The organism is Sinorhizobium medicae (assembly GCF_007827695.1).
Lineage (GTDB): Bacteria > Pseudomonadota > Alphaproteobacteria > Rhizobiales > Rhizobiaceae > Sinorhizobium > Sinorhizobium medicae.
Window position 1 is genome coordinate 83,364 of sequence record NZ_VITA01000004.1, and the last position, 23,396, is coordinate 106,759.

At 61.1% G+C, this 23,396-nt stretch carries 19 protein-coding genes and 1 pseudogene; 11 read left to right on the forward strand and 9 right to left on the reverse strand.

What is annotated here, in order from left to right:
• The first annotated feature begins 15 nt into the window (after positions 1-15).
• The gene (locus FB009_RS08085) at positions 16-309 is read left to right on the forward strand and encodes a YggT family protein (protein ID WP_024310858.1); all 294 of its coding nucleotides are present in this window, start codon (positions 16-18) and stop codon (positions 307-309) included.
• 164 nt (positions 310-473) lie between these two features.
• Here the strand turns inward: FB009_RS08085 and ppa are convergent, their stop codons facing one another.
• From ppa to FB009_RS08110, 5 genes are all read right to left on the reverse strand, one after another.
• The gene (gene ppa, locus FB009_RS08090; RefSeq protein WP_024310859.1) at positions 474-1,007 is read right to left on the reverse strand and encodes an inorganic diphosphatase; all 534 of its coding nucleotides are present in this window, start codon (positions 1,005-1,007) and stop codon (positions 474-476) included.
• Positions 1,008-1,485: 478 nt separating this feature from the next.
• Positions 1,486-1,992: a GNAT family N-acetyltransferase gene (locus FB009_RS08095; protein WP_012067185.1), complete on the reverse strand. Its 507-nt coding sequence runs from the start codon at positions 1,990-1,992 to the stop codon at positions 1,486-1,488.
• Between the two features lie 213 nt (positions 1,993-2,205).
• On the reverse strand, positions 2,206-4,032 hold the full coding sequence (gene typA, locus FB009_RS08100; protein WP_012067186.1) for a translational GTPase TypA: 1,827 nt from the start codon (positions 4,030-4,032) through the stop codon (positions 2,206-2,208).
• A gap of 135 nt (positions 4,033-4,167) precedes the next feature.
• On the reverse strand, positions 4,168-5,730 hold the full coding sequence (locus tag FB009_RS08105; RefSeq protein WP_012067187.1) for an alkaline phosphatase D family protein: 1,563 nt from the start codon (positions 5,728-5,730) through the stop codon (positions 4,168-4,170).
• 153 nt (positions 5,731-5,883) lie between these two features.
• The gene (locus tag FB009_RS08110; protein WP_012067188.1) at positions 5,884-6,573 is read right to left on the reverse strand and encodes a FadR/GntR family transcriptional regulator; all 690 of its coding nucleotides are present in this window, start codon (positions 6,571-6,573) and stop codon (positions 5,884-5,886) included.
• 165 nt (positions 6,574-6,738) lie between these two features.
• Here FB009_RS08110 and FB009_RS08115 point away from each other — a divergent pair.
• The 6 genes and pseudogenes from FB009_RS08115 to FB009_RS08140 all read left to right on the forward strand — a co-directional run bounded on the left by FB009_RS08115 (position 6,739) and on the right by FB009_RS08140 (position 13,328).
• Positions 6,739-7,538 (forward strand): annotated as a pseudogene (locus FB009_RS08115) (ABC transporter substrate-binding protein).
• Between the two features lie 104 nt (positions 7,539-7,642).
• Positions 7,643-8,314: an amino acid ABC transporter permease gene (locus FB009_RS08120; protein WP_012067190.1), complete on the forward strand. Its 672-nt coding sequence runs from the start codon at positions 7,643-7,645 to the stop codon at positions 8,312-8,314.
• On the forward strand, positions 8,314-9,051 hold the full coding sequence (locus FB009_RS08125; RefSeq protein ID WP_012067191.1) for an amino acid ABC transporter ATP-binding protein: 738 nt from the start codon (positions 8,314-8,316) through the stop codon (positions 9,049-9,051). Before FB009_RS08120 ends, FB009_RS08125 begins: the two co-directional genes overlap by 1 nt.
• A gap of 28 nt (positions 9,052-9,079) precedes the next feature.
• Positions 9,080-10,357 carry a cysteine desulfurase-like protein gene (locus FB009_RS08130; protein WP_012067192.1) on the forward strand — a complete coding sequence of 426 codons (1,278 nt, stop codon included), beginning with the start codon at positions 9,080-9,082 and terminating at the stop codon, positions 10,355-10,357.
• Positions 10,354-11,808, forward strand: a complete 1,455-nt coding sequence (gene hydA / locus FB009_RS08135) for a dihydropyrimidinase (protein WP_162304016.1) — start codon at positions 10,354-10,356, stop codon at positions 11,806-11,808. Before FB009_RS08130 ends, hydA begins: the two co-directional genes overlap by 4 nt.
• A 212-nt stretch (positions 11,809-12,020) precedes the next feature.
• Positions 12,021-13,328: an amidase gene (locus FB009_RS08140; protein ID WP_012067194.1), complete on the forward strand. Its 1,308-nt coding sequence runs from the start codon at positions 12,021-12,023 to the stop codon at positions 13,326-13,328.
• 4 nt (positions 13,329-13,332) lie between these two features.
• Here the strand turns inward: FB009_RS08140 and FB009_RS08145 are convergent, their stop codons facing one another.
• Entirely contained in the window at positions 13,333-13,494 is a 162-nt protein-coding gene (locus FB009_RS08145) for a hypothetical protein (protein WP_012067195.1), read from the reverse strand.
• Between the two features lie 279 nt (positions 13,495-13,773).
• On the opposite strand from FB009_RS08145, the gene FB009_RS08150 reads away from it, so the two are divergent.
• On the forward strand, positions 13,774-14,280 hold the full coding sequence (locus FB009_RS08150; protein ID WP_012067196.1) for a hypothetical protein: 507 nt from the start codon (positions 13,774-13,776) through the stop codon (positions 14,278-14,280).
• Positions 14,281-14,378: 98 nt separating this feature from the next.
• Here FB009_RS08150 and FB009_RS08155 read toward each other — a convergent pair whose 3' ends face one another.
• On the reverse strand, positions 14,379-15,035 hold the full coding sequence (locus FB009_RS08155) for a phytochelatin synthase family protein (RefSeq protein ID WP_012067197.1): 657 nt from the start codon (positions 15,033-15,035) through the stop codon (positions 14,379-14,381).
• Between the two features lie 475 nt (positions 15,036-15,510).
• On the opposite strand from FB009_RS08155, the gene FB009_RS08165 reads away from it, so the two are divergent.
• From FB009_RS08165 to FB009_RS08175, 3 genes are all read left to right on the forward strand, one after another.
• Entirely contained in the window at positions 15,511-16,089 is a 579-nt protein-coding gene (locus FB009_RS08165; RefSeq protein WP_012067199.1) for a cysteine hydrolase family protein, read from the forward strand.
• 97 nt (positions 16,090-16,186) lie between these two features.
• Positions 16,187-16,600, forward strand: coding sequence for a CopG family transcriptional regulator (locus FB009_RS08170; RefSeq protein WP_012067200.1), 414 nt, complete (start codon positions 16,187-16,189; stop codon positions 16,598-16,600).
• A 30-nt stretch (positions 16,601-16,630) separates the two neighbouring features.
• Positions 16,631-17,890, forward strand: coding sequence for an extracellular catalytic domain type 1 short-chain-length polyhydroxyalkanoate depolymerase (locus tag FB009_RS08175; protein WP_012067201.1), 1,260 nt, complete (start codon positions 16,631-16,633; stop codon positions 17,888-17,890).
• A gap of 191 nt (positions 17,891-18,081) precedes the next feature.
• On the opposite strand, the gene FB009_RS08180 is transcribed toward FB009_RS08175, so the two are convergent.
• On the reverse strand, positions 18,082-19,401 hold the full coding sequence (locus tag FB009_RS08180; protein ID WP_012067202.1) for a glucoamylase family protein: 1,320 nt from the start codon (positions 19,399-19,401) through the stop codon (positions 18,082-18,084).
• Between the two features lie 6 nt (positions 19,402-19,407).
• On the reverse strand, positions 19,408-23,319 hold the full coding sequence (locus FB009_RS08185) for a GH36-type glycosyl hydrolase domain-containing protein (RefSeq protein ID WP_102045040.1): 3,912 nt from the start codon (positions 23,317-23,319) through the stop codon (positions 19,408-19,410).
• Between the last annotated feature and the right edge of the window lie 77 nt (positions 23,320-23,396).

Genomic DNA, 23,396 nt, shown 5'->3' on the forward strand with positions numbered 1-23,396 from the left:
GAATTGGAGACTGGCATGCTCGCTGTTATCGGCACCTTGAATTTCATCATCAACATTGCGTGGTTTCTGATCATCGCCTCGGCCATCTTCTCCTGGCTCTATGCGTTCAACGTGATCAACGTGAACAATCAGGCGATCAACATGATCGGCCGCTCGCTCTATCAGTTGACCGAACCGCTTTACCGGCCGATCCGGCGCGTGCTGCCCGATATGGGCGGCGTGGACCTCTCGCCGCTGGTGGTGCTGGTGATCCTCTATTTCATCCAGCTCTTCCTCAACACCACCATCGCTCCGGCGCTGCTGAGCTAAAGCCATTCTAGGAAACTGCGCAGGGGTTTTCCGTCCGGAGTTGCAGCTAGAAAACGCTGGAGCGATGTCGCGGCTGGTGAAACCCAACAAAAAAACCCTCCGGATCGCGGCCGATCCGGAGGATTATGAAGGTTCTTCCCTGTCTCAGCGAAACAGGACCGTTCTTATTTCTTCGTCTTGGCGCGCTCGACCGCTTCACTGATCAGCTGCTTGGCCATGGCCGCATCCTTCCAGCCGAAGATCTTCACCCACTTGCCGGGCTCCAGATCCTTGTAGTGCTCGAAAAAGTGCTCGATCTGCTTGAGCGTGATTTCCGGCAGGTCGGTATAGCTGTGCACCTTGTCGTATCGCTTGGTGAGGTGGGCGGAGGGCACCGCGATGATCTTCTCGTCCTGGCCGGAATTGTCTTCCATCATCATTACGCCGATAGGACGGACATTGATGACACAGCCCGGGACGAGCGGACGGGTATTGCAGATCAGCACGTCGATCGGATCGCCGTCATCGGAAAGGGTGTGCGGCACGAAGCCGTAATTGCCGGGATAGGTCATCGGCGTATAGAGGAAGCGATCGACCACAAGGGTGCCAGCCTCCTTGTCCATCTCATATTTGATCGGATGCCCGCCGACCGGGACTTCCACGATCACGTTGACATCTTCCGGTGGATTCTTTCCGATGGAAATCGCGTCGATCCGCATGAGCACCTCCAAGATCGTTTCTAAGTCGCCCCGTCGGATAAAGGGAAACATGCCGCGATGCAACATGACTTTGGTTCCGGACGGGCGGATTTGCTGTAGGCAGGCCGCACGGCCAAAAAGGGGCGGAGCCGATATTTTATTCCGGGAGCAGAAGATGCGCCCGAAACTTCGCTATTTCGTTTCCGCATGCTGATTTCGGCGCCTGCACTCGCAATGACAGCGTTCACACCGACGCCACCGGGACGGATGCGTCATCGGCTATGTCGACGCGCTCGCCGATGCCGAGGCGAACCTTTTGGCGGCCGAGTAGCGGATGAAAGGGCGACGGGCTTCCGCTACGGTACGGATCGGGCAAGCTATCACGGAAAACGGGGCGAGGAGGCGGACGAACCCACCCACTTTCGCCCGAAATGACGCGGCCTGGATCAGATGATTTGAGGTCGCGTCGCCCCGGCATCATCCGGGCAATGGCGGCCGGTCAATTCCAGACGAAGCCGACTTTCTTCAGATGTTTCTCGCCGAAATCTTCCATTCCTTCGGCCACGTCGCGGCCGCCGGCCGACAGGAAGAAATTGTAGGCGTGCTCACTTTCTTCGAGGCACCAGACGACGAGACCATCGCAGCCGAGCGACTTCAACAGGCTCTTGGCTTCGCCGAAGAGAACGCGCCCGAGACCGATCCCCTGAAACTCCGGCCTGAGATAGATCTCGTATATCTCGCCTTCCTGGGGCATTGCCCGCGCCCGGCTCAGTCCCAACGTCGCATAGCCGGCTATCGTCCCGGCGACGTCGACGACGAGAAGTGTCGCCGGCCCGCGCGTGGCCTTGCGCCACCATGTCTCGTTGCGGCGGTTGACCATCCGGACGAGCGGGCGGTGCGGAATGATGCCGCCATAAGCCTGCAGCCATGCAACACGATGCACCTCGGCAATCGCCGCCGCTTCATGCGGCTCTCCGGGCCGAACCTCGATCGAAACAGTCTTCATGACTTGCGACTCTAAACACACGATACAGCGAACCGGAATCCCGCCGTGCTGCCGCGTGGCGTTAACCCACAGGCAAGTTTAACGACATCCGATCCAAGGTTAACGCCTTTTTAACTTTATCCGCAAGCCGCCCGCGAAAGGCACACACAGCAAAAACCCCGGATCGCTCCGGGGTTCTGTAGATCGACGAAATCAGAAGGTTGGACTTGCCCCTCAGGCGGCGCCCGCGGTGCGGGTCTTCTCGAAGCGCTTGCGCTCGTTGGGATCGAGGTACATCTTGCGAAGCCGGATCGATTTCGGCGTCACTTCGACCAGTTCGTCGTCCTGGATCCATGACAGCGCCCGGTCGAGCGTCATACGGATCGGAGGCGTCAGCTTTACCGCTTCATCCTTGCCGGAGGCGCGCATGTTGGTGAGCTTCTTGCCCTTCAGCACGTTCACTTCCAGATCGTTGTCGCGCGTGTGGATGCCGATGATCATACCGGCATAGACCTTTTCGCCGGCGTCGATGATCATCGGGCCGCGATCTTCCAGATTGAACATCGCATAGGCCACGGATTCACCTGCATCGTTCGAGAGCAGAACACCGTTCACCCGGCCGCCGATCTCACCCTTAAAGGGCTGATAGTCGTGGAACAGGCGGTTCATGATCGCCGTGCCGCGCGTGTCGGTCAGAAGCTCCGACTGATAGCCGATGAGACCGCGGGTCGGCGCGAAGAAGACGAGCCGGACGCGGTTTCCGCCGGACGGACGCAGCTCGGCCATTTCGGCCTTGCGCTCCGACATTTTCTGAACGACCACGCCCGAATGCTCTTCGTCGACGTCGATGACGACCTCTTCGATCGGCTCCAGAAGCTGGCCGTTCTCGTCCTTGTGCATGACCACGCGCGGACGCGAAACGGCGAGTTCGAAGCCTTCGCGGCGCATGGTTTCGATAAGCACGGCAAGCTGCAGTTCGCCGCGGCCGGAAACGTAGAACGAGTCCTTCTCGGACGATTCCTCGATTTTCAGCGCGACATTGCCTTCCGCTTCCTTGAAGAGGCGGTCGCGGATGACGCGCGAAGTGACCTTGTCGCCTTCGGTGCCGGCGAGCGGAGAATCGTTGACGAGGAAGGACATGGTGACGGTCGGCGGATCGATCGGCTGCGCTTTCAGCGGCTCGCTGATCGCCGGGTCACAGAAGGTATCGGCGACGGTGCCCTTGGAAAGGCCGGCAATGGCCACGATGTCGCCCGCATGGGCTTCCTCGATCGGCTGGCGCTCGATGCCACGGAAAGCGAGGATCTTGGAAATGCGTCCGGATTCGAGCAGCTTGCCGTCCTGCCCAAGAACCTTGACCGGCTGGTTCGGCTTGATCGAACCGGAATGAATACGCCCGGTGATGATGCGGCCGAGGAAGGGATTGGCTTCGAGAATCGTGCCGATCATCCGGAAAGGGCCCTCGCCGACGCTCGGCTCCGGAACATGGTCGAGAACGAGATCGAGAAGCGGTGCCAGGCCTTGATCCTGCGGACCTTCCGGCGCGACGTTCATCCAGCCGTTGCGGCCGGAGCCGTAGAGGATCGGGAAGTCGAGCTGCTCATCGGTCGCATCAAGCGCCGCGAAAAGGTCGAATACCTCGTTGATGACTTCCTCGTGGCGCGCATCGGGCCTATCGATCTTGTTGATTGCCACGATCGGGCGAAGACCGACCTTGAGTGCCTTGCCGACGACGAACTTCGTCTGCGGCATGGGGCCCTCGGCGGCGTCGACCAGAACGATGGCACCGTCCACCATCGATAGGATGCGCTCGACCTCGCCGCCGAAGTCGGCGTGGCCGGGGGTGTCGACGATATTGATGCGCGTACCCTTCCATTCCACCGATGTCGCCTTGGCAAGGATGGTGATGCCGCGTTCCTTTTCCAGCTCGTTGGAATCCATCATGCGCTCGGCGACGCGCTGGTTGTCGCGGAAGGAGCCCGACTGCTTCAGGAGTTCGTCGACGAGCGTGGTTTTCCCATGGTCGACGTGCGCGATGATCGCGATGTTGCGAATGCTCATTTTTTGTCTCGGAAAGTTCGTGGGCACGCGCAGCAAGGCGGGTACCGCTTTTCAGTTGCCGCGCTCATACAGGTTTTTTCACGAAAGCGAAAGGGGCCGCCGCGCAGAGCAGGCCTGCGTTTACGCCTGCAATGCTCATGCGGCCGCTGCCGGGTCCAGCGTCACACGCCAGAGTTCCTGATCCTGCCGGTCCATCAGCCGCACCGTCATCTGCTGCGTCTGACCGCTGATATCGACGACGCCGAAGAACTGCAGGCCTGCGGAGGGCGGCAGGTTGCTGTCGACGCCTCCGCCCGAAGCCTTGATGAAGCGGACCTCGGGGCCGAAGGTCATGTCGAGTTCTTTCGGGCCGTAGGTGCCGGAATGAAGCGGGCCGGAGACGAACTCCCAGAAGGGCAGGAAATCCTTGAAGGCGGCGCGCGACGGATCGTAGTGATGCGCTGCGGTATAATGCACGTCGGCCGTGAGCCAGACGATGTTGTCGACCGCATTGTCGCGGATGAAGCGCAGGAGGTCGGCAAATTCCGTCTCGCGCCCTTTCGGCGCGCCGCTGCCGCCATCGGCGATCGCATCCGATCCGCGCCTGGCCGAGTAGTCGTCCCAGACGACGAGGCCGACCGGCATATCGCAGGCTATCACCTTCCAGGTAGCGCTGGATGCCGCGAGCTCGCGCTTCAGCCAGTCCATCTGCCGCCAGCCGAAAAGGCCGCCACCGCCATCTCCCTGATTGGGGCCGCGATAGGAGCGCAGGTCCACGAAGAAGACGTCCAGCAGCGGGCCGTAAGCGACCTTGCGGAAAATACGCCCCGGCTGCGTCGGCACCGTGCGGATCGGCGTCATCTCGTGGAATGCGCGAGCGGCGCGGGCGGCGTAGACGGCGACGTCTTTCTCGGGATAGCGCGCATCATCGCTGAGATCCGTCGACGCCGACCAATTGTTCAGCACCTCATGGTCGTCCCACTGATAAAAGGTAGGACATTCGGCATTGAGCCCGCGCACGTGCTCGTCGAGAAGGTTATATTTCCACTGGCCCCGATATTCCTCGAGCGTGCGCGCAACGTCGCGCTTCTCGGGCGTGACGATACGGTTCTTCCACATGCCGCCGTCGCGGAGCTTGATCTCGTCGGGGATCGGGTTGTCGGCATAGATCGTGTCGCCGGAATGGATGAAGAAGTCCGGCTCATGCAGCCGCATCGTCGAATAGGTCTTCATGCCGACCTCGTCGATGCCCCAGCCCTGCCCCGCCGTATCGCCGGACCATACGAAGCGCACCGAGCGTCGGCGCAAGGGTGCGGTGCGAAAGCGCCCGACGACCGGGTCCGAGACGCGGTTGGCATCATAAAGATCCGTCGCGGTAAAGCGGTAGAAGACATCCTGGTCCGGCAGCAGGTCGTCGAGCCGGCACTTGACGGCGCAATCTGTCTGCGGGGTCGCATCGATATCGGCAAGCCTTACGGCGTTCGAAAAGCTCTCTGTGGTCGAATATTCGACGGAAACGCGCGCCGGCCGATCGACGCGCGTCCAGATCATGCCGGATCGCGTATCGACATCGCCGGACTGCACCCCATGGGCAAATTCCGGCCGCCCATACCCGCGAGCATAGAACGGCGTTGCAAGTCCCGAAGACGCGACGAGACCAGCGGCGCCGGCCGAGAAGAGGAAAGAACGCCTGGTCAGCGTGCGCAGAAGTGCGGCCAAGACCTGCCTCCGGTTCCGTTTCGCGAATGTAGAGCTTTCGCGAGCGGACCATCGGCGAGCCGGATGTCAGTGACGTTACAGACGGATGAAACTATTTCAACGGTTTGGCGACAGTTCCGTGAAGGGAGGTTCACGGCGTTGCCCGGCACCGGGTCAGGGCGCGAGCCCCGCACACTGCGCGGTGTTGCGGATATGCGTCTCCATTTCATGCCTGGCGCCAAGCCCGTCATTGGCCGCAAGCGCGGCGATGATACGCCGGTGCTCTGAAATCGAAGCCTTCATCCGCTCTGGATCCGTGTGAGGGATTGGTTGACGTTGGGTCTCGGTAAGCTGGTCACGTACGGTCTGATAGAGCGCGCGCAGCATCGCGTTCGAGCAGGCGGAAACGATGACCCCATGGAACTCCAGGTCCGCCTCCACATTCGCCAGGAGGTCCTGATTGGCCCAGCACTCCTCCATCGTACGGGTCGCCCTTTCCATCCTTTCGAGCTGGATTTGTGTGAGGCGTCCGGCGGAAAGCCGTGCGATTTCGCCTTCAAGCATGATCCGGGTCTGAAATACATCGAATACAGAATAGCTGTCGGAGTAACGCCACGGCGCCATGTCACCGGAGGGCCGGCCCTGCGCCTCGGCGACGAAAGTGCCACGGCCCGGCTCCGTCTTCAGCAGACCAAGCGTTTCCAGGGTCAGAAGGGCTTCCCGCAGAGAAGCGCGGCTGATGCCGAACTTCTGCGAGAACTCCCGCTGGGAGGGAATCTTTTCCCCCGCCTTCAATGTTCCGCTGTTGATCATGGTCTGAATTTCGCGTGCGACCGATTGCGGAACGAGTGTCTTGCTGAGCATGCGAACCCTTCTTCTTCCCGGACCCGGGCATATCGGCCCAATCTATTTTTTATCGTCGACCTTGCAAAGCGCCTTGACCCGTGATTGTCTGGTCTAACTGGTCAGACCGGTCAGGCCACAATGTCAAGGTAAGTCGCGCCAGTTAAAAAAAGCAAGGGGAACTTAATGACACGCACATCCAAGCTCAAAGCCGCCATCGTTTCCACAGCCTTCGCTGCAACCGGAGCCTTCGCTGCCCAGGCTGCCGACCTGACGGTCGGCGCCAATATCGGCAACGTTCCTTGGGAATTCCAGGAGGCGGACGGCAAGATCGTCGGCTTCGAGGTCGACCTGGTCAACGAGATCGCGAAGCGGCTCGGCAAATCCGTGGAGTTCGTCAATACGCCATTCAACGGCCTTTTCCCGGCCGTGCAGTCCGGACGCATCGACATGGCGATTTCGTCGATCACCATCACCGACAAGCGGCTGGAATCCGTCTCATTCGCGCAGCCCTATTACGACAGCGACCAGTCACTCACCGTGACCGCGACTTCCGGCACCACCGGCTTGAAGGACATGGAGGGGAAGGTCGTTGGCGTCGACACCGGCTCGACGGGCGACATGTGGGCCGACAGGAACAAGGCGGACTACAAGTTCGGGGAGATTCGCCGCTTCGAGGGTCTGTCTCCGGCCATGCTCGATCTCGTCGCCGGCCGTGTCGACGGCTATATCAGCGACATTCCGGCCCTGCTCTACTATGTGAAGGACAAGCCAGACCTGAAAGTCGTCGAGCGCATCCCGACCGGCGAGAAATACTCGATCATGTTCAACAAGGGCGCTCCGCGCTTGCAGCCGAAGTGAACGACGTCATCACGACGCTGAAAGGCGAAGGATTTATCGCAAAACTGCACGAGAGCTGGTTCGGTGCCAAGGCTGAGGATACGACCTCGACCGTCGCTGTACTGGACATGCCCGCGGCCGAGTAACCCGCCGTTCCAAAGAATCGAGACGCGGGATGGGGGCGGAAAACCGCACATAGCTTCCTCATCCCGCTCTCGGGAGCCTTCTCGGCCAAGGGAGCCTTGCCGGCATGAATCTCATCAATACCTTCTTCAATGTCAAAGTGCTGCTGGACAGCTTGCCACAGCTGTTGTGGGGGCTCGCCGTGACGCTTCAGATCGGCATCACGAGTATATTGTGCGGGCTCGCCGGCGGTCTGTTTCTGGCAGTCGCCCGTCTTTACTCGCCGCCGTTCTGCCAGTTCCTGATCCGGACCTATGTCGATGTTTTTCGATCGATCCCGCTGCTGGTCCTTCTCATCGTCGTCTATTATGCGCTTCCTTTCGTGGGCATCAGGCTCTCGCCGTTTCTTTCCGCGGTGACCTCGCTCAGCCTCGTCTCGGCCGCCTATACGGCGGAGATCTTCCGCGCCGGCATCGAGGCGATCCCGCACGGCCAGTTCGAGGCTTCTGCGGCGCTTGGCCTTTCCAACAGACACACCATGGTCGACGTCATCCTTCCTCAGGCGGTCCGCATCGTCATTCCACCGCTCACCAACAATTGCATCAATGTCCTCAAGGACACTGCACTTGCCTCCGTCGTCGCCATGCCGGACCTGCTGAAGCAGGCGACCCAGGCACAGGCACTTGCCGCCAACCCGACACCGCTGATCGGAGCCGCCATCATCTACGTGATGCTGCTCTGGCCGATGGTGATCGTCGTTGGCAGGCTCGAGACGATTTTCAGCCGGGGGAGACGATGATGGCTGCTCTGATTTCGATTCGCGGACTGAAGAAGGCGTTCGGCCGCTTCATGGTCTTGCATGGCATCGATCTCGATATCGCCGAGGGCGAGGTCGTCTGCGTCATCGGCCCTTCGGGATCGGGAAAGTCGACATTGATCCGCTGCATCAACCATCTGGAAGGCTTCGAGAAGGAAAGCAGCGTTACGGTCGACGGTGTTCGGGTCGAACAGGGTGCCGCCCTCGCCAAAGTGCGGGCGGAGGTCGGCATGGTGTTTCAGTCTTTCAATCTGTTCCCGCATATGACGGTGCTGCGAAATGTGATGCTTGCGCCGATGCGGGTGCGAGGAACACCTCCCGCAGAGGCAAAGCGCAAGGCGCTCGACCTTTTGGCCCGCGTCGGCATCTCGGAGCAGGCGGACAAATTCCCCTCCCAGTTGTCAGGCGGTCAACAGCAGCGTGTCGCCATTGCGAGGGCACTCGCAATGGAACCGAAAGTGCTTCTTTTCGACGAGCCGACTTCGGCGCTCGATCCGGAAATGGTCGGTGAAGTGCTTGATGCAATGCGCAAGCTCGCCGGCACCGGTGTGACGATGATCGTCGTCACGCATGAGATGGGTTTCGCGCGTCAGGTTGCCGACCGCGTCATCTTCATGGATGGCGGACGAATCGTCGAAGCGGGCACGCCGTCGGATATTTTCGACAGCCCTCGCGAGGAACGGACACGCGGCTTCCTGCGCGCAGTCCTCAATCATTGAACAAACTCTTTTCCGGAGAACGCCAAGAATGGCCGCCAACGCACAGCTAGATATCGATTTCGCGCGCAGTCAGTTCCCGGGCCTCGAACTCGGCTGGACCTTTTTCGACAATGCCGGCGGATCGCAGATCCTCAAGGGCGCGCTCGAGCGCATAAACACCTTCCTTATCGAGAAGAACGTTCAGATCGGCGGTTCCTATGCGGTGTCGCAGCATGCGGCCAAGGCGCTCTACGAGGCCCGCACAGCCGGGATGCATCTCGTTAATGCGAGCCGGCCGGAAGAAATCGTCTTCGGCAGTTCGACGACGGCGCTTCTCCAGAACCTGGCTCGCGCCATGGCGAGCCAGCTTGCGCCGGGCGACGAAATCATCGTCACGGTGAGCGACCACGAATCCAATATCGGTCCTTGGGACCGGTTGCAGGCAGCGGGCATCGTTCTCAAGATCTGGCCGCTCGACAAAAAGACCCTGACCCTTGACCTCGCCGACCTCGAACCTTTGATGGGCGCACGCACGAAGCTCGTCTGCGTGCCCCATGCTTCCAACATTCTCGGCTCGATCAACCCGGTCCGCGAAATTGCCGATTTCGTCCACGCCCGAAACGCGAAACTATGCGTCGACGCGGTGGCTTACGCGCCGCACCGCGCCATCGACGTACAGGCCTTCGACGCCGACTATTATGTCTTCAGTCTCTACAAGACCTATGGGCCGCACTATGCGCTGATGTACGGCAAATATGATCTGCTGCTCGAGCTGGATACGCTCTACCACTACTTCTACGGCAAGGATAAGGTTCCAGGAAAGCTCGAGCCAGGCAATCCGAACTATGAGCTCGCCTATTCGACCTGCGGGATCGTCGACTACCTTTGCGAGCTCGGCGCCCGCTCCGGAGAAGCCGGCACTGTCAGGCGAAAGATCGAGGCCGCCTTCGATGCGGTGGCCAGCCAGGAGGACGCCCTGACCGAGCGGCTCCTCTCCTATCTGCGCTCGCGCAACGACTGCCGGATCATCGGACAATCGGTCAATCGCGACAGCCAGCGCGTGCCCACCATTTCCTTCCGCTTCGACGGACGCGATGCTGCAGAACTCTGCAAGGCGATCGACGAGGAGAACATTGCCATTCGCCACGGCGATTTCCATTCCCGCCGGCTTGCCGAGTATCTGGAGCTGACCGATTACAACGGCATGCTGCGCGTCTCCATGGTGCATTACAACACGATCGAGGAAGTGGATCGTCTCACGGCCGCCTTCGACCGGGTTCTTTCGACCGGCACCGGAAACACAGCCGATGCAAGGCGCGCCGGATGAGCCAGAAAGGGCCGGCCATGCGCTTCGATAAGGTCATCCGTTATGGAACGGTCGTCACCGCCAGCGATACATTCAAGAGCGATGTCGGCATTAAGGAAGGCCGCATCGCGGCGCTTGCGGGGGCGTTGACGGAGGCGGACGAGATCATCGACGCAACCGGCCTCTACGTCATGCCCGGCGGCATAGACAGCCATGTTCATCTGGACCAGCCCTCCGGTGAGGGCATCGTCATGGCCGACGACTTCGAAAGCGGTACCCGTTCGGCGGCGATCGGCGGAAACAGCACGGTTCTGACCTTCTGCATGCAGGAGAAGGGCCAGAGCCTTCGCGAGGCACTGAGACTTTACCACGCCAAAGCGGAGGGACGCTGCCACATTGACGTATCCTTCCACCTGGTCGTCACCGATCCTACGCCCGAGGTGCTCGGGCAGGAACTGCCGGCGCTCGTCGCCGACGGCTACACCTCGATCAAGGTCTTCATGACCTATGACGGTCTGCGGCTGCGCGACGACGAAATCCTCGCCACGCTCGACGCGGCGCGCCGAACCGGCGCATTGGTCATGGTTCACTGCGAGAACGAGGACGCGATCCGCTATCTGATCGGGCGCAACGAGGCCGAAGGACAGGTCGAACCCAGATACCATGCAGCCACTCGGCCGATTGCCGCCGAGCGCGAGGCAACGCACCGGGCTTTGTCGCTCGCCGAGATTGTCGACACGCCTGTGGTCATCGTTCATGTTTCCAATCGTCAGGCGATGGAAGAGATCAGGCGGGCGCGGCAACGCGGCCAGAAGATCGCCGGCGAAACATGCCCGCAATATCTGATGCTGACTTCCGAGGATCTGGATGCCGACGCCCTTGAAGGAGCGAAATATGTCTGCTCGCCGCCGCCTCGGGACAAGGAAAGCCAATCGGCATGCTGGGAGGGCATTGAGCAAGGCGTGTTCGATCTCTTTTCTTCGGATCACTGCCCGTTTCGCTTCGACGATCCCGCAGGCAAGCTGAACGAGAAAGGCAGACGGCACTTCCGCTGGATACCCAACGGCATCCCGGGTGTCGCTACGCGGCTGCCTATCCTCTTCTCGGAAGGCGTGATGAAGGGACGGATCGATCTGAATCGCTTCGTCGCGGTAACATCGACCAACCACGCAAAGCTCTACGGACTCTATCCGCGCAAGGGCACGATCGCGATCGGAGCCGATGCCGACATCGCACTCTGGGATCCGGATATGCAAATCACGCTGACGAACGAGATGCTTCGGCATGGGGCCGATTATACGCCCTATGAGGGCCTCGCCGTTCGCGGCTGGCCGGTTCGGGTCATGGTCCGAGGCACCACGGTCGCCAAAGACGGGCATCTGTGTGATAGCCGACGCGGCGGATCCTATCTGCACAGGACGCTCTCCTCGTTGACGAGGAATGCAGGCAACGGGAACCGTAACCGCGGTTAGAGCAATTCCAGGAAAAGTGCGAAGCGCTTTTCCGTCCGGAATCGATCGCGGATAAGAGATTTTCGGAGAACAGCGGAAATGCTCTGACCTTTCGAAGAAGTCGCGGTAAGCTGTCATCATCGCGCTGCCTTGGACGAAGACGGCCTTGCACCGCTCGCCGGTTCGGCAATCGCGCTCCGGCGGCAATCGCCACAATTCACGAGGTTTTCTGCTTGCCCCGGCCCGACATGCCCTCCCGCGACCGCCTCGAAGCCATTCTTGCCGGCCTCGACCTTCGCCGGCACGAAGAGCGCGCCTTCGTGAAACTCTATCCGGAGACGGCCCGCGCGGAAGCGGACGCCGCCGACCGGCGGCGGCGCGAGAAGCGGAGCCTCGGACTCCTCGACGGGCGGATCGTCTCCGTCAAGGACCTCTTCGACATAGCCGGCGAACCGACGCTCGCAGGCTCGATCATCCGCCGCGCAGCGCCGTCCGCAACGGCGGATGCGGCAATCGTCCGGCGTCTGCGTGCTGCCGGCGCGGTCATCATCGGCAAGACGCATATGACGGAATTCGCCTTCACCGCGGTGGGCCTCAATCCGCATTATCCGGTGCCCGGCAATGCGACCGATCGCAGCCTCATTCCCGGGGGGTCCTCGTCGGGCGCTGCAGTCTCAGCGGCAGAGGGCACGAGCGAGATCGCCATCGGCTCGGACAGCGGCGGCTCGGTGCGCATTCCGGCTGCTCTGCAGGGCCTCGTCGGCTTCAAGCCGACCGCCCGCCGCATACCTCTGGAAGGCGCCTTCCCGCTTTCCCCCAGCCTCGATTCCATCGGCCCGCTCGCGCGCACGGTCGCAGACTGCGCGGCGGCCGATGCGATCATGGCCGGCGAGACGCCGAGACCGCTCGAACCCGTTCCGCTCGCCGGCATGAAGCTCGGCATGCCCAAAGGCGCCCTTCTGGAAGGGCTTGCAACGGAAATCGCGGCGGCTTTCGAAAGAAGCCTGCAAGCACTCTCCCGCGCGGGTGCTAAACTCGCCGAATGCGGGATCGACGATCTCCTCACCCGCTTCGCCGAGGCAACCGCGATCGGCTCGCTTGCCGGCCTCGAGGCAAGTCGCGTACACGCCGACTGGCTCCGGGACGAGAATGCGCCGGTCGACATCCGCTTGAAATTCCCCCTACGCCGCCGGCTCGCCATTCCCGACAGCGCGATCCACGACCTGCTGCGGACGCGGCAAGGGCTCATGCGCGCCATGGACGAGCGGCTGAGACCCTTCGATTTCATCCTGATGCCGGCCACACCCATCCCCGCCGTCAGCATCGCCTCGGTCGAAGAGGACAGGGCCGAATACCGGCGTGTGGAAGACCTGCTGCTGCGCAACACGCAGGTCGCCAACCAGTTCGACCTGACCGCGATAACCCTGCCGATGCCAGGCATGAGCCTGCCGGCAGGGCTGATGCTCATGGGCCGCAACGGAACGGACGGAGCGCTTCTACGGCTTGCCGCCTCGGTGGAGCGATTGTTGCAGAGGGGCTGACGCCTCAATGCACCGATGCGCTCGACCATTCCTCTTTGAGAATACGAAATGCATCTTCGAGCGCGGCAACCAGGACATCGGTCAGCTCGCCGCCGTCATTGTTCATGAGGTACAGGGCCACGGCCGCTTCCTGCGGGTCGCTGTGGCGCTCAACATCGTCAGACATCGAATCGTCCTTCCTTCCGCATTCATTACGGCTGTCGGGCGACGTTAGAAAGGCTGACTTGTGCAGAACTGGAGCAAGACCGGCTTTCATATTACGGATGGGCCAGCGGGCACCGGATATTTCGCTCGCCCTCGCCCTCCTCCCGCGCTACAGCAATTCCAGGAAAGGTGCGTAGCGGTTTTTCCGTCCGGAACTGAGCCAAAACAAGGGCTTAGAGAGTGTCCGGAGAAAAGCGGAAATTCTCTAGCACCCGGCCGCGAAAGTCCTATCGGAGTCAAGATGGCGAAGAAAACCAAGAGTGACGACGCCCTCTATCTGCAACGCCTCAAGGCCGAGTTCCCGGAAATCCACGCGGCGCTTGCCGCCGGCAAAATCCCGTCGCTGCGCCAGGCGCTCGTCCTCGCCGGCCTCAGGCCGGAGCGCAGCCGGTTGGAAAAACTCAAGAACTCCTGGGCGAAGGCAGGCGATGCCGAACGGGAAAGCTTCCTCACCTGGCTCGCCTCCAAAGGCGCGCTGCCCGCGCCCGCCGCCACCTTCGCGCCCAATGCCGGCCTGCAGCCCGCCAAAACGCCGATCGCCAGCGGCCGCTACCTGCTTCCCTCCACGATCGTCGAGATCAGAGCGATCATGGCCCGGCGCGGGCTGAAACCCGACGACGTCATGGCCGAACTGGGCTTCCCAACGGACGGGCGCCCGCTTGCCCGCGCGCTGACGCGCAATGCCAGTTTGAGGCTGTCGGTGATCGCGGGGTTGGAGGATTGGCTGAGGAGGAATGCGGGGGAGTGATCATGGCAGCCGCAACGAGCGGCAGCGAGACGGCGCCCACGAGGCACCAACTGCTATTGCGGCACCGGAGGTAGCACCAGAGTGAATTGATGGCGCTCTCACTCGATTAAGAGTAGTCCCCGTTTCTTGCTCCCATCGAACGTGTCCATGGCGGCAAACAGGCGCTCACGCTCGATCAGCCACGGTTTGTAGTCTTCATTGACGTCCAGCACGAGCACGAGGTCTTGGGCTTCCAAATACCCCGCGATGGGCGAGTGGTGACCCACGCCGGAGCCGAATATCATCTCGCGAGTGAAGTTGACGATATAGCGGCGGCCAGGGTCGTTGCTGCGTTTCATGTGCTCCAGGAACTCGTCCGCCGTGATATCGCGCACCAGCGATACCGTACGGTCCGTGTGCCTGCGGGCGACAGTTGCAAGCTCATCCAGCGTGAGACCCATGATGCAGAAGCCCGTCCAGCACATTCCGGTACCCTCCAGGACTTCGCTTTCTGTGATCTCCTCTTCGCCCAGCGAACGGAACACGTTGGCAAGGCTGGCCGGTCCGCACAGAGATCCGTTCGATTGCCATGAGATATTCGACTGGAAAGTCGCGGCAACGGGCAGTGTCCAGGCGCGCTCCATCAATTCCGGCACGCGTATCACCGAGGATCGGATCACATCCTCGGGAACACTGGGCGGACTGGCGGCGATGAAAAGGGCGGCCGCCAGTCCGCAGAGGCCCACAACGGCACCGAGTAAGCGAAGGCGCTTCATCAGCGTGGCTCCCCCATCACGATCGACTTAAAATACTCCTTCTTCGTCGCGTTGGGAGTACTATCGCTTCAGGGCAGTGAGCAGTCCGGAAGGTTCAACCGAGCCACGCCCATCACGCCACATGGGTCATCCGCGGAGCGGTTCCATGTACCTGTGGAGGCACTGACCTTCGGAACGCAGGGATATCCGGCAAATTGGCGCGGCGCCTTCGTGTGCTGAACTTCGCCTGCTGGGCTTCCGCGGCCTCATGGCTCGCCGTTGCGATCCTTCACTTTCCGGATCCCAAGCTGCGCACCATAGTCATAACCGTGGCCGGACTCGTCTAAACCTGGTGCCTTGTGACGGGTACAAAGCACCGATGATTTGGCGAGCCTCCGCCCTTGCTCCGTACGAAGCCGGAACTCCGTTCCTCTCCTCGAGTTCTTACGATGATATTCGCTAGAGGTTCGCCGCCATCAGGAGCGCCGGGTACGAAATGAATCCAGGAAAATGGACTCACCTGTGCATAGATATGCAACGCATGTTCGCCGAAACCACCCCCTGGCAAGTCGCCTGGATACCCAAGGTGTTCGATCAGGTTGCCGAGGTTGCGACCCGATTTCCCGATCGCACTATATTCACACGTTTCGTGCCGCCGTCCTCCCCAGAGGAGATGGCGGGCATGTGGAGGCCATACTACGAAAAGTGGCCGATGATGACGACCAGCGAACTGGACCCCGCTTTGGTGGATCTTGTTCCGGACCTGAAAAGGTTGGTTCCGCCCGCCCGCCTTTTCGACAAGACCACTTACTCGCCTTGGACCAGCGGTCGATTACATACCGCGTTGCTTCATCAGGGTATTGGAACGCTGGTCGTAACAGGAGGCGAGACGGACATCTGTGTGCTGGCCACGACGCTCGGGGCTGTCGATCTCGGTTACAAGGTCGTCCTGCTGAAGGACGCGCTGTGGAGTACGACTGATCAAACGCACGACGCATCGCTGCAACTTCTGGGCAATCGGTTTTCAGTTCAAGTGGAGGTCATAAACACGGAAGAATGGCTGTCCTCACTTTAGGCGACGCAACAGAAACCGCGCTGCCTGCCAGCACCAGCTCTTGCAATAAGCCGCAAGAACATCCATATGCCATCCAAGTAGATGGCAGGTGGCTGGAATGAAAGACGGTCTCGTACGCGACAAGGGCGGTGAATCCGAGAAGATCACCATCAATCTCGGTTATGTCGATCTCGGTCGCATCGACGTTCTCGTGCAGGAAGGATTCTATTCCAATCGCACCGACTTCATCCGCACGGCGATCCGCAACCAGCTCACGGCCGAGGCCGAGGCGGTCAAGCAGTCGATTGTCCGGCACACGCTGGAACTGGGCTTGCGCGAATACAGCAGAGTGGAGCTGGAATCGCTTCAGGCGGCCGGCGAAAGACTTCACATCAAGGTGGTCGGGCTTGCCCGGATCGCGTCCGACGTCACACCTGAGCTTGCTCTGGCAACGATTGAATCCATCACCGTGCTCGGCGCCCTCCAAGCCAGCACCGAGCTGAAATCAGCTCTGGCCGAACGCATCCGATAGAACTGCAACCGGACCAGAAAGGACAACTCCATGAATGACGATTTCGAAACGGCCATGCGCCGTGCGTTACGGTCCACGCGCGCCTTGAACATTGCCGAGGCGACAAGGGTGATCCAGGATGCGCTCGCCAGGCGATCGGTCTCCGTTACTCGCTCCTCGTCACCGGACATCACGCCACCGCCGCCAGTTCAGCGTTCTGCCCCCTTCCCGGTCGATCCGCTTGCCGAGATCGTTGAGCCAGCGACATGGTCTGAGGCCGAAGAGTCCCCCCAAAAAGTTGGCGATGGAACGTCGTCGCCAAGGTTGCGGAAGCCCTTGCGAGAAACGGTACGGATCTTGCGCGAGAGTCGGTTGGCGCGCGGCGTTTCTGGATCGCTACGCGGCGTCGGCCTGCCGGGCACGGCAAGACAGGCCCAAGAGCCCGTCATCCCGGATGGGGCACAGTTCCTGGCACGATCCTTCACCTGCCCCGCGGGTTCGCGAAGCTACAGGCTCTACGTTCCGGCGTCCGCATCCGATCGGCCGCGCGGCCTTGTAGTCATGCTCCATGGCTGCAAGCAGGATCCCGAAGATTTTGCTGCAGGAACCGGCATGAACGCGGTTGCCGAGGCACACGGTCTCATGGTTGCGTATCCCCGTCAAAGCGGTGCTGACAATGCGTCGTACTGCTGGAACTGGTTCAGGCCGGCTGACCAGATGCGCGACGCGGGAGAACCTTCGATCATTGCCGGGATCACCAAGGAGATCATGTCGGAATCCGGCCTCGATCGCAGCCGAGTCTTCGTGGCAGGCCTATCGGCAGGGGGGGCCATGGCGGCGGTCATGGGCGAGACCTATCCCGATCTCTATTCAGCCGCGGGAATCCATTCCGGCCTGGCCTACGGATCGGCCAACGACGTCATGTCGGCCTTCTCCGCGATGCGCGGCGACGGAGGTCTTGCATCCCGTCCGAAGCGGCTCGCTAATGGTCACCGTCTCCGGACGATCGTCTTCCAGGGAAGTGAGGATCGGACGGTCCATCCCTCCAACGCCGATCGGATCGTCGCCGCGGCAGCGCCTACCGGCCCGGGATGTGCGCTCCGTAAGGAATCCGGCCGCTCCGCGAGCGGGCGGATCTATACAAGAACCATCGTAGAGGATTCCGGGGGAAGCCCGGCGGTCGAATATTGGCTGGTGGAAGGCGCCGGCCATGCCTGGTCCGGCGGCCATCCCTCGGGGACGTATACGGATTCGCATGGTCCGGATGCCTCTCGTCAAATGGTGCGCTTCTTCCTCGATGAGCAGGAATGAAGGCGCTCTACCGCCGGACGAATGCACCCGTGCCGGTGCTGGCCCGTCAGTCATAAGGGCTTGCGACGCCACCGCAGCTTCTGCTTCAAGTCTTGTCGACAGCACCTTTAACTGCGTCCTTCACCTTTCCCCTGGCTTGCTGGGCACAGCCGCAAATCCATGTCGTGCGTGCCACCGGAGTTTCAGCTGCGTCATAGCCACCCGCCCGTGAACCCGGCGCGCCTCAACCCGACCACCAAAGGCTCGCACCGACGCATAACGTTCCACAAGAGGCCGGTCCTGTAGTTTTCGATCATGAGAACAACGGGACCCTGGTCGATGCCGAAGTGATAAGGAGTCACCCACCATCCCGTTTCGCTGCCTTCAACCGCAAAGGTCTGGTTGAAGGATGGCTTGAAGCCGTATAGGCGTGTCATCCCCATTTGCATCTGCGCAAAGTTCCAAACAGTCGGAATGACGATCTCCGGAGCGAACGGCAGGGACCCCACAACCACCCAGGGGGACACGGTGCCATCGTCCGGTCCAAAGGGCGCGCCTCGCGCGGTATAGTCGTAGAATTCTCTTTCCACGCCATCGACTGTTCTCTTGATCCAGCCGGGACCGTCGCTTGCGGTGAAGCCCCAGCAATGCTTGCCGTAACCGGCGAATTTCAATGGGTTTCGGATGGCGTATTGCTGCTGGACGTAGGTCGCATGGCGGCTGTTCTGGAAGTAGTCGCTATTGTGATCGCGCATGAATTCATCGCGGATCCCACGAAAGTCGATCCACATATGCGAGAGCTGGTGGGTGAAGAGCGGCCCGGAATAAAGCAGTTCGCGTCCGTAGATGTTTCTCCATTCGTAGCTCTCGGTATAGGCGGAATAGGCGTTCGGAGGCAGCGGATGGGTCCTTGATCCCAATCCGAGAATATAGAGCAGAAGACCCTCGTCGTAACCACGCCAGCGATAGGGGATGAAGCCGCTTTCCGGTCGCCAGCCGTGGGTCAGGGTAGGCCCATGGTCACAGGCCCAGCTCCAGTCGGCCCGTTCGTAGAGCGTGTTGGCAAGCTGCCTGACCTCGACTTCATCGGCGCTGTCGCCGTCGAAATAGGCGGCTACGGTCAAGGCTCCGGCAAACAGGAAGGCCGAATCGATCGTCGAAAGCTCGCACTGCCAGACCCTGCGGCCGGTCTCGATGTCGAGGAAATGATAGAAGAAACCCTTATAGCCAGACGCGTCGGGCTCCGGTCCCTGTGGGCAGGCCAGCAGGAATGCCAGCTTCTTTCGGGCGATCTTGGCGGCAAACTTGCGGATCATGACGCCGCGCTCGACGACCACGGGAAGCGTCGCGAGCGCCATGCCGATCGCGGCTATGCTCGCCGGAGCGTTGGGCTCGGTCTTGTCGCGAACGAGCCCGTTGTCCGGGTTGGTGCAATGGAGGTAATAGAGCAGCGTCGTGAACTGGAGCCGGCCGAGGTCCTGGTCGGTCGGCATGCGAGTGAGCTTCGGGGCGATCGATAGCATTTGTGACATAGTTTTCTAGCCAAGGATCACTCGGACGTCGTGGAAACGACCATCATCTGTTAACGGTACCTTTGTGTCCGCCAGCGGTGTGTCATCGAGGAGAATCGAACGTACCCCGCGACAGACGCCGGCCGGGTTGTCCACGTGGATGCGGTATGTCGATGATCCGTGCCTGTATTTGATTTCGAACTCTGGCCAGTCGGCTGGTACACATGGTTCGATCGAAAGAAACTGGGCCTGCCGCCGAAAACCGAGCATCGCCTCCAGCGCGACGCGATACAACCAGCCTGCTGCTCCCGTATACCATGTCCAGCCACCGCGGCCGGTATTTGGCGGTGCGCCGTAGACATCGGCGCTGACGACATATGGCTCTACCCTGTAATGCTGAGCCTCCTGCTTCGTCGCCGCGTGATTGATCGGATTGAGCAGGTTCCAAAGCTCCAGCGCCCGTTCGCCGTCGCCTTGCAGCGCAGTGGCCAGCACGACCCAGGCAGCCGCATGGGTATATTGCCCGCCATTTTCTCGTATGCCGGGAACATAGCCCTTGATGTAGCCCGGCTGCAGCGAACCCTTGTCGAATGGCGGATCGAACAACTGGATCAGCTTGTCCTGCCGGCGCACGAGTCTTTGATAGGCCGCGCTCATCGCCTTCGACGCCCGCTCCTCGTCGGCTTCGCCAGAGATGACGGCCCAGGCCTGCGGAAGGGCGTCGATCTGGCACTCGTCGTTCGAAGAGGAGCCGAGCGGCGTGCCGTCGTCAAAATAGGCGCGGCGATACCAGGAGCCGTCCCAGGCGTGTGCTTCCAGGGCCGCGCGCAATCCTTCAGCACGTTCGCAGCACCAGGTTTCGCGGCTTTCGTCTCCACGCGATGACGCGATCGTCGCAAATGATTTCAGAACCGTCAGGAAGAACCAGCCGTTCCAAACACTTTCACCTCGTCCCTCGGCGCCGACCTTGTTCATGCCGTCGTTCCAATCGCCCGTTCCCATGAGCGGCAAACCGTGCTCGCCGAGCCGGAAGCCGTATTCCAATGCACGGATACAGTGTTCGTAGAGGGTGTCGGTCCGTTCGCCGACGTCAGGTTTGCCGAAGTCCTCCTCCTGGCCTTCCTTGAGGACCGGTGACGTTATGAAAGACACCTGCTCATCAAGAAGGTCGACATCGCCAGTCGTCGAAACGTAGTGGTGAACGACGAAAGGCAGAAAATAGAGGTCGTCGGTAATCCGGGTGCGCACGCCGACGCCGGACGGCGGGTGCCACCAGTGTTGAACGTCTCCCTCCGCGAATTGACGCGCGGCTGCTCGAAGAATGTGTGCGCGTGTCTCGTCCGGCGCGCTGTGGACCAATGCCATCACATCCTGAAGCTGGTCCCTGAAACCGAATGCGCCCCCCGACTGATGAAAGCCAGAGCGCCCCCAGACGCGACAAGCCAGGACCTGATACGGCAGCCAGCGATTCATCATCAGATTCATGCCGACGTCCGGTGTCGAGACCTGAATCGTATCCAGAATATCATTCCATTGGCAGCATGTGGCCGCGAAGCTTTCGATCGCACGTTGCGGGTCGGCATAATCGCGCACGAGTCTGCGGACTTGCTCGCGGGTGCGGGCCTGCCCCAGAACAAGGGTAACTTCCTTGCTCTCGCCGGGTGCCAGGGAGATCTCCACCATCAGCGCGGCACAGGGGTCCTGCAAGGGACCGAAGCTTTCTGCCAAATCGGTTCGCCCCAGGGCCGCTGGCGAGGACACTGAACCGTGTTTCCCAAGAAATTCCGCGCGGTCGGATGTCATCGACCTCGGAGGCTGGCTGGCGGCCGCAAACGCCAGCCTTTTCGCGAAATCGCCGGCCCATGGGTTCCGTGCAATGATCGCATTTGATTTCGCATCACGTTCGCAGACGATTTGCATTGCCGTGTCGTCACGCTGGGTTCCGAGAACCCATTCAGCGAAGTACGTTGCGGTCAGATGGCGCGTTCGGGCGTCGTCATTGCTCAGCCTCAGATGCATGACTTTAACCGGATCCTCCGGCGGAACATGCACCGTCAATTCGTGGCTCAAGCGTCGGCTGCGGCTTACATAGCGACTGTAGCCCTGGCCGTGATGCACAGTCACGGACGTCTCATGTCCGAGTGGCAGAGGCGTCGGAGTCCAGACGTCGCCGCTCTCCTCGTCCCTCAAGTAGATGACCTCGCCTGGCGTATCCGAAACGGGGTCGTTCGACCACGGCGTCAACCGGTTCATTTGGCTGTTGCCCCACCAGGTGTAGCCGAGCCCGGCCTCAGTCGTCAGGCAGCCGAAGTCCGGGTTTGCCAAGACATTGCTCCAAGGTGCCGGCGGCAAGGCCGGGGCTCGCGACTTGATGCCGTCCACCATGACGACATATTCGCGTCCCCCGGGGGTGAACCCCCCGAATCCGTTCCAGTACAGCAAGTCTTTAGTAGATGTGGTCGAACCCGGCTCCGGGGGCTCTCCGCCCGTTTGAGCGGCCCGAATACGTGCGGGAAGTGATGCGGCGGGGGATTGCCGGTCGAGCAGGCTTGCGAGAGACTTGCCGCCATCCGGCAAGACGATCCGCGCTGCGGCCGTGATTGCATTTAGGTGATCGCTCGGGGCCGTCGCTGCAGAAAGGACAAAGATTCCGCCTGGCTTGCCCGGCATTCCGGCTTGCGGGCCGGCTCGCAGGACTTCGGCAAGCCGCTCAGCGCTGCGCGCGCCACGCCTGTCATATAGGGCAAGATCGAACAGCAGCCCTCGGCGGCGGGCGAAGTCGTGCGCCATCCTCACTTCGCGAATGAGAGCGGCATCCCCGTCGCCATTTACGCAAACCAGCATGATCGGAAGATCACCCGAAATTCCATGAGACCAGAGCACTCCCCTATCCAGTGGATTTTTCTTCAGTGCCCCGGCCAATCGCATGGCCGGATTTGCAAACAGGATGCTCCCGGCAAGCTGGTTGAACAGCGACACGTCATCGGCGGTTAAGTTCGAGCTTTGCAGCTCGCCTCGATACGCCTCCAGCGCTTCGGAAAAGGCGCGGTCCGCCGCCTCGATTGTCGAGTAGCGTTCAGCGATTTCCTGGGCCGCCTGTTGATTGTCTGTCGCTCCCGTGACAAAGGCCGCGCGCACCTTGCCTTTGGGTTTCAGATGGACAATCCTTTGCAGGCAGAAGATCGCATCGAGCACCGGCCCGGTCGACTTGGAAAGCATGGCACCTGGGTCCAGCATCGCGGGGTCGGCCGTCGTGCGGCCCCGTCCGAGGAATTTGAGCCGATCGGTCTCATGGGCGACTTCTGCCCGGATCTGTTGATCTGATGATGAAACATGGACGGCCCAGACGGGTGGCTCTGCCGCATCGCGCGGCCGGCGTCGCGCAAACAAAGCGCCCGTCGCGTCATCGTGATGCGTCTCCACGAAGAGCTTGGCAAAGGCCGGATGCGCCCTGTCCGCGCGGCGGTCGTTCAGGCAGACCTCGGAATAGCTTGTAAGATCGAGAGTCCGCTCTCGTCCGCCGTGGTTGACCACGGTAAGCTCACGCACTTCCGCGTCGGCATCCTGCGCGACGCAGACTTTCCAGGAGATTTCAATGTCTTCGGAACGACAGGAGAACTCGGCCCGGTCTCCGTGAAAAGAGTGCGCGTAACTGTTTGCGGGCCTGCAAACGGGTTGCTTGCCGATAGACCACACCGTTTTTTCCGCCTGTTCTCGGACGTAGCAAAACTGCCCCCAGCAATCGCGCGTGACATCTTCGCGCCACCGCGTGACGTCAAGGCTCCGCCAGATGGCACAGCCCGCGCCCGCATCAGTAACCATGACGCTGTAACGGCCGTTGGAAAGCAGGGCGATGGCAGGGCCTGTATCCGCCAGCTCAGGCGTGCTGTCGTATCTCGTCACCTCGGGCGGTCTGCGGCCTTGATTTGATTTCGACATTGACGTTTCCCGGCTCAACCGACGACATGGACTTCGGAAGCAGGACCATGACGGCAACCGCCGCCGGAGCCTCCGCA

Excerpts from the sequence above, each read along its gene's own strand:
- FB009_RS08085 (WP_024310858.1), top strand. The coding sequence starts at position 16 with ATGCTCGCTGTTATCGGCACCTTGAATTTCATCATCAACATTGCGTGG.
- ppa (WP_024310859.1), bottom strand. The coding sequence starts at position 1,007 with ATGCGGATCGACGCGATTTCCATCGGAAAGAATCCACCGGAAGATGTC.
- FB009_RS08095 (WP_012067185.1), bottom strand. The coding sequence starts at position 1,992 with ATGAAGACTGTTTCGATCGAGGTTCGGCCCGGAGAGCCGCATGAAGCG.
- typA (WP_012067186.1), bottom strand. The coding sequence starts at position 4,032 with ATGAGCATTCGCAACATCGCGATCATCGCGCACGTCGACCATGGGAAA.
- FB009_RS08110 (WP_012067188.1), bottom strand. The coding sequence starts at position 6,573 with ATGCTCAGCAAGACACTCGTTCCGCAATCGGTCGCACGCGAAATTCAG.
- FB009_RS08120 (WP_012067190.1), top strand. The coding sequence starts at position 7,643 with ATGAATCTCATCAATACCTTCTTCAATGTCAAAGTGCTGCTGGACAGC.
- FB009_RS08125 (WP_012067191.1), top strand. The coding sequence starts at position 8,314 with ATGGCTGCTCTGATTTCGATTCGCGGACTGAAGAAGGCGTTCGGCCGC.
- FB009_RS08130 (WP_012067192.1), top strand. The coding sequence starts at position 9,080 with ATGGCCGCCAACGCACAGCTAGATATCGATTTCGCGCGCAGTCAGTTC.
- hydA (WP_162304016.1), top strand. The coding sequence starts at position 10,354 with ATGAGCCAGAAAGGGCCGGCCATGCGCTTCGATAAGGTCATCCGTTAT.
- FB009_RS08145 (WP_012067195.1), bottom strand. The coding sequence starts at position 13,494 with ATGTCTGACGATGTTGAGCGCCACAGCGACCCGCAGGAAGCGGCCGTG.
- FB009_RS08150 (WP_012067196.1), top strand. The coding sequence starts at position 13,774 with ATGGCGAAGAAAACCAAGAGTGACGACGCCCTCTATCTGCAACGCCTC.
- FB009_RS08155 (WP_012067197.1), bottom strand. The coding sequence starts at position 15,035 with ATGAAGCGCCTTCGCTTACTCGGTGCCGTTGTGGGCCTCTGCGGACTG.
- FB009_RS08165 (WP_012067199.1), top strand. The coding sequence starts at position 15,511 with ATGAATCCAGGAAAATGGACTCACCTGTGCATAGATATGCAACGCATG.
- FB009_RS08170 (WP_012067200.1), top strand. The coding sequence starts at position 16,187 with ATGAAAGACGGTCTCGTACGCGACAAGGGCGGTGAATCCGAGAAGATC.
- FB009_RS08175 (WP_012067201.1), top strand. The coding sequence starts at position 16,631 with ATGAATGACGATTTCGAAACGGCCATGCGCCGTGCGTTACGGTCCACG.
- FB009_RS08180 (WP_012067202.1), bottom strand. The coding sequence starts at position 19,401 with ATGTCACAAATGCTATCGATCGCCCCGAAGCTCACTCGCATGCCGACC.
- FB009_RS08185 (WP_102045040.1), bottom strand. The coding sequence starts at position 23,319 with ATGTCGAAATCAAATCAAGGCCGCAGACCGCCCGAGGTGACGAGATAC.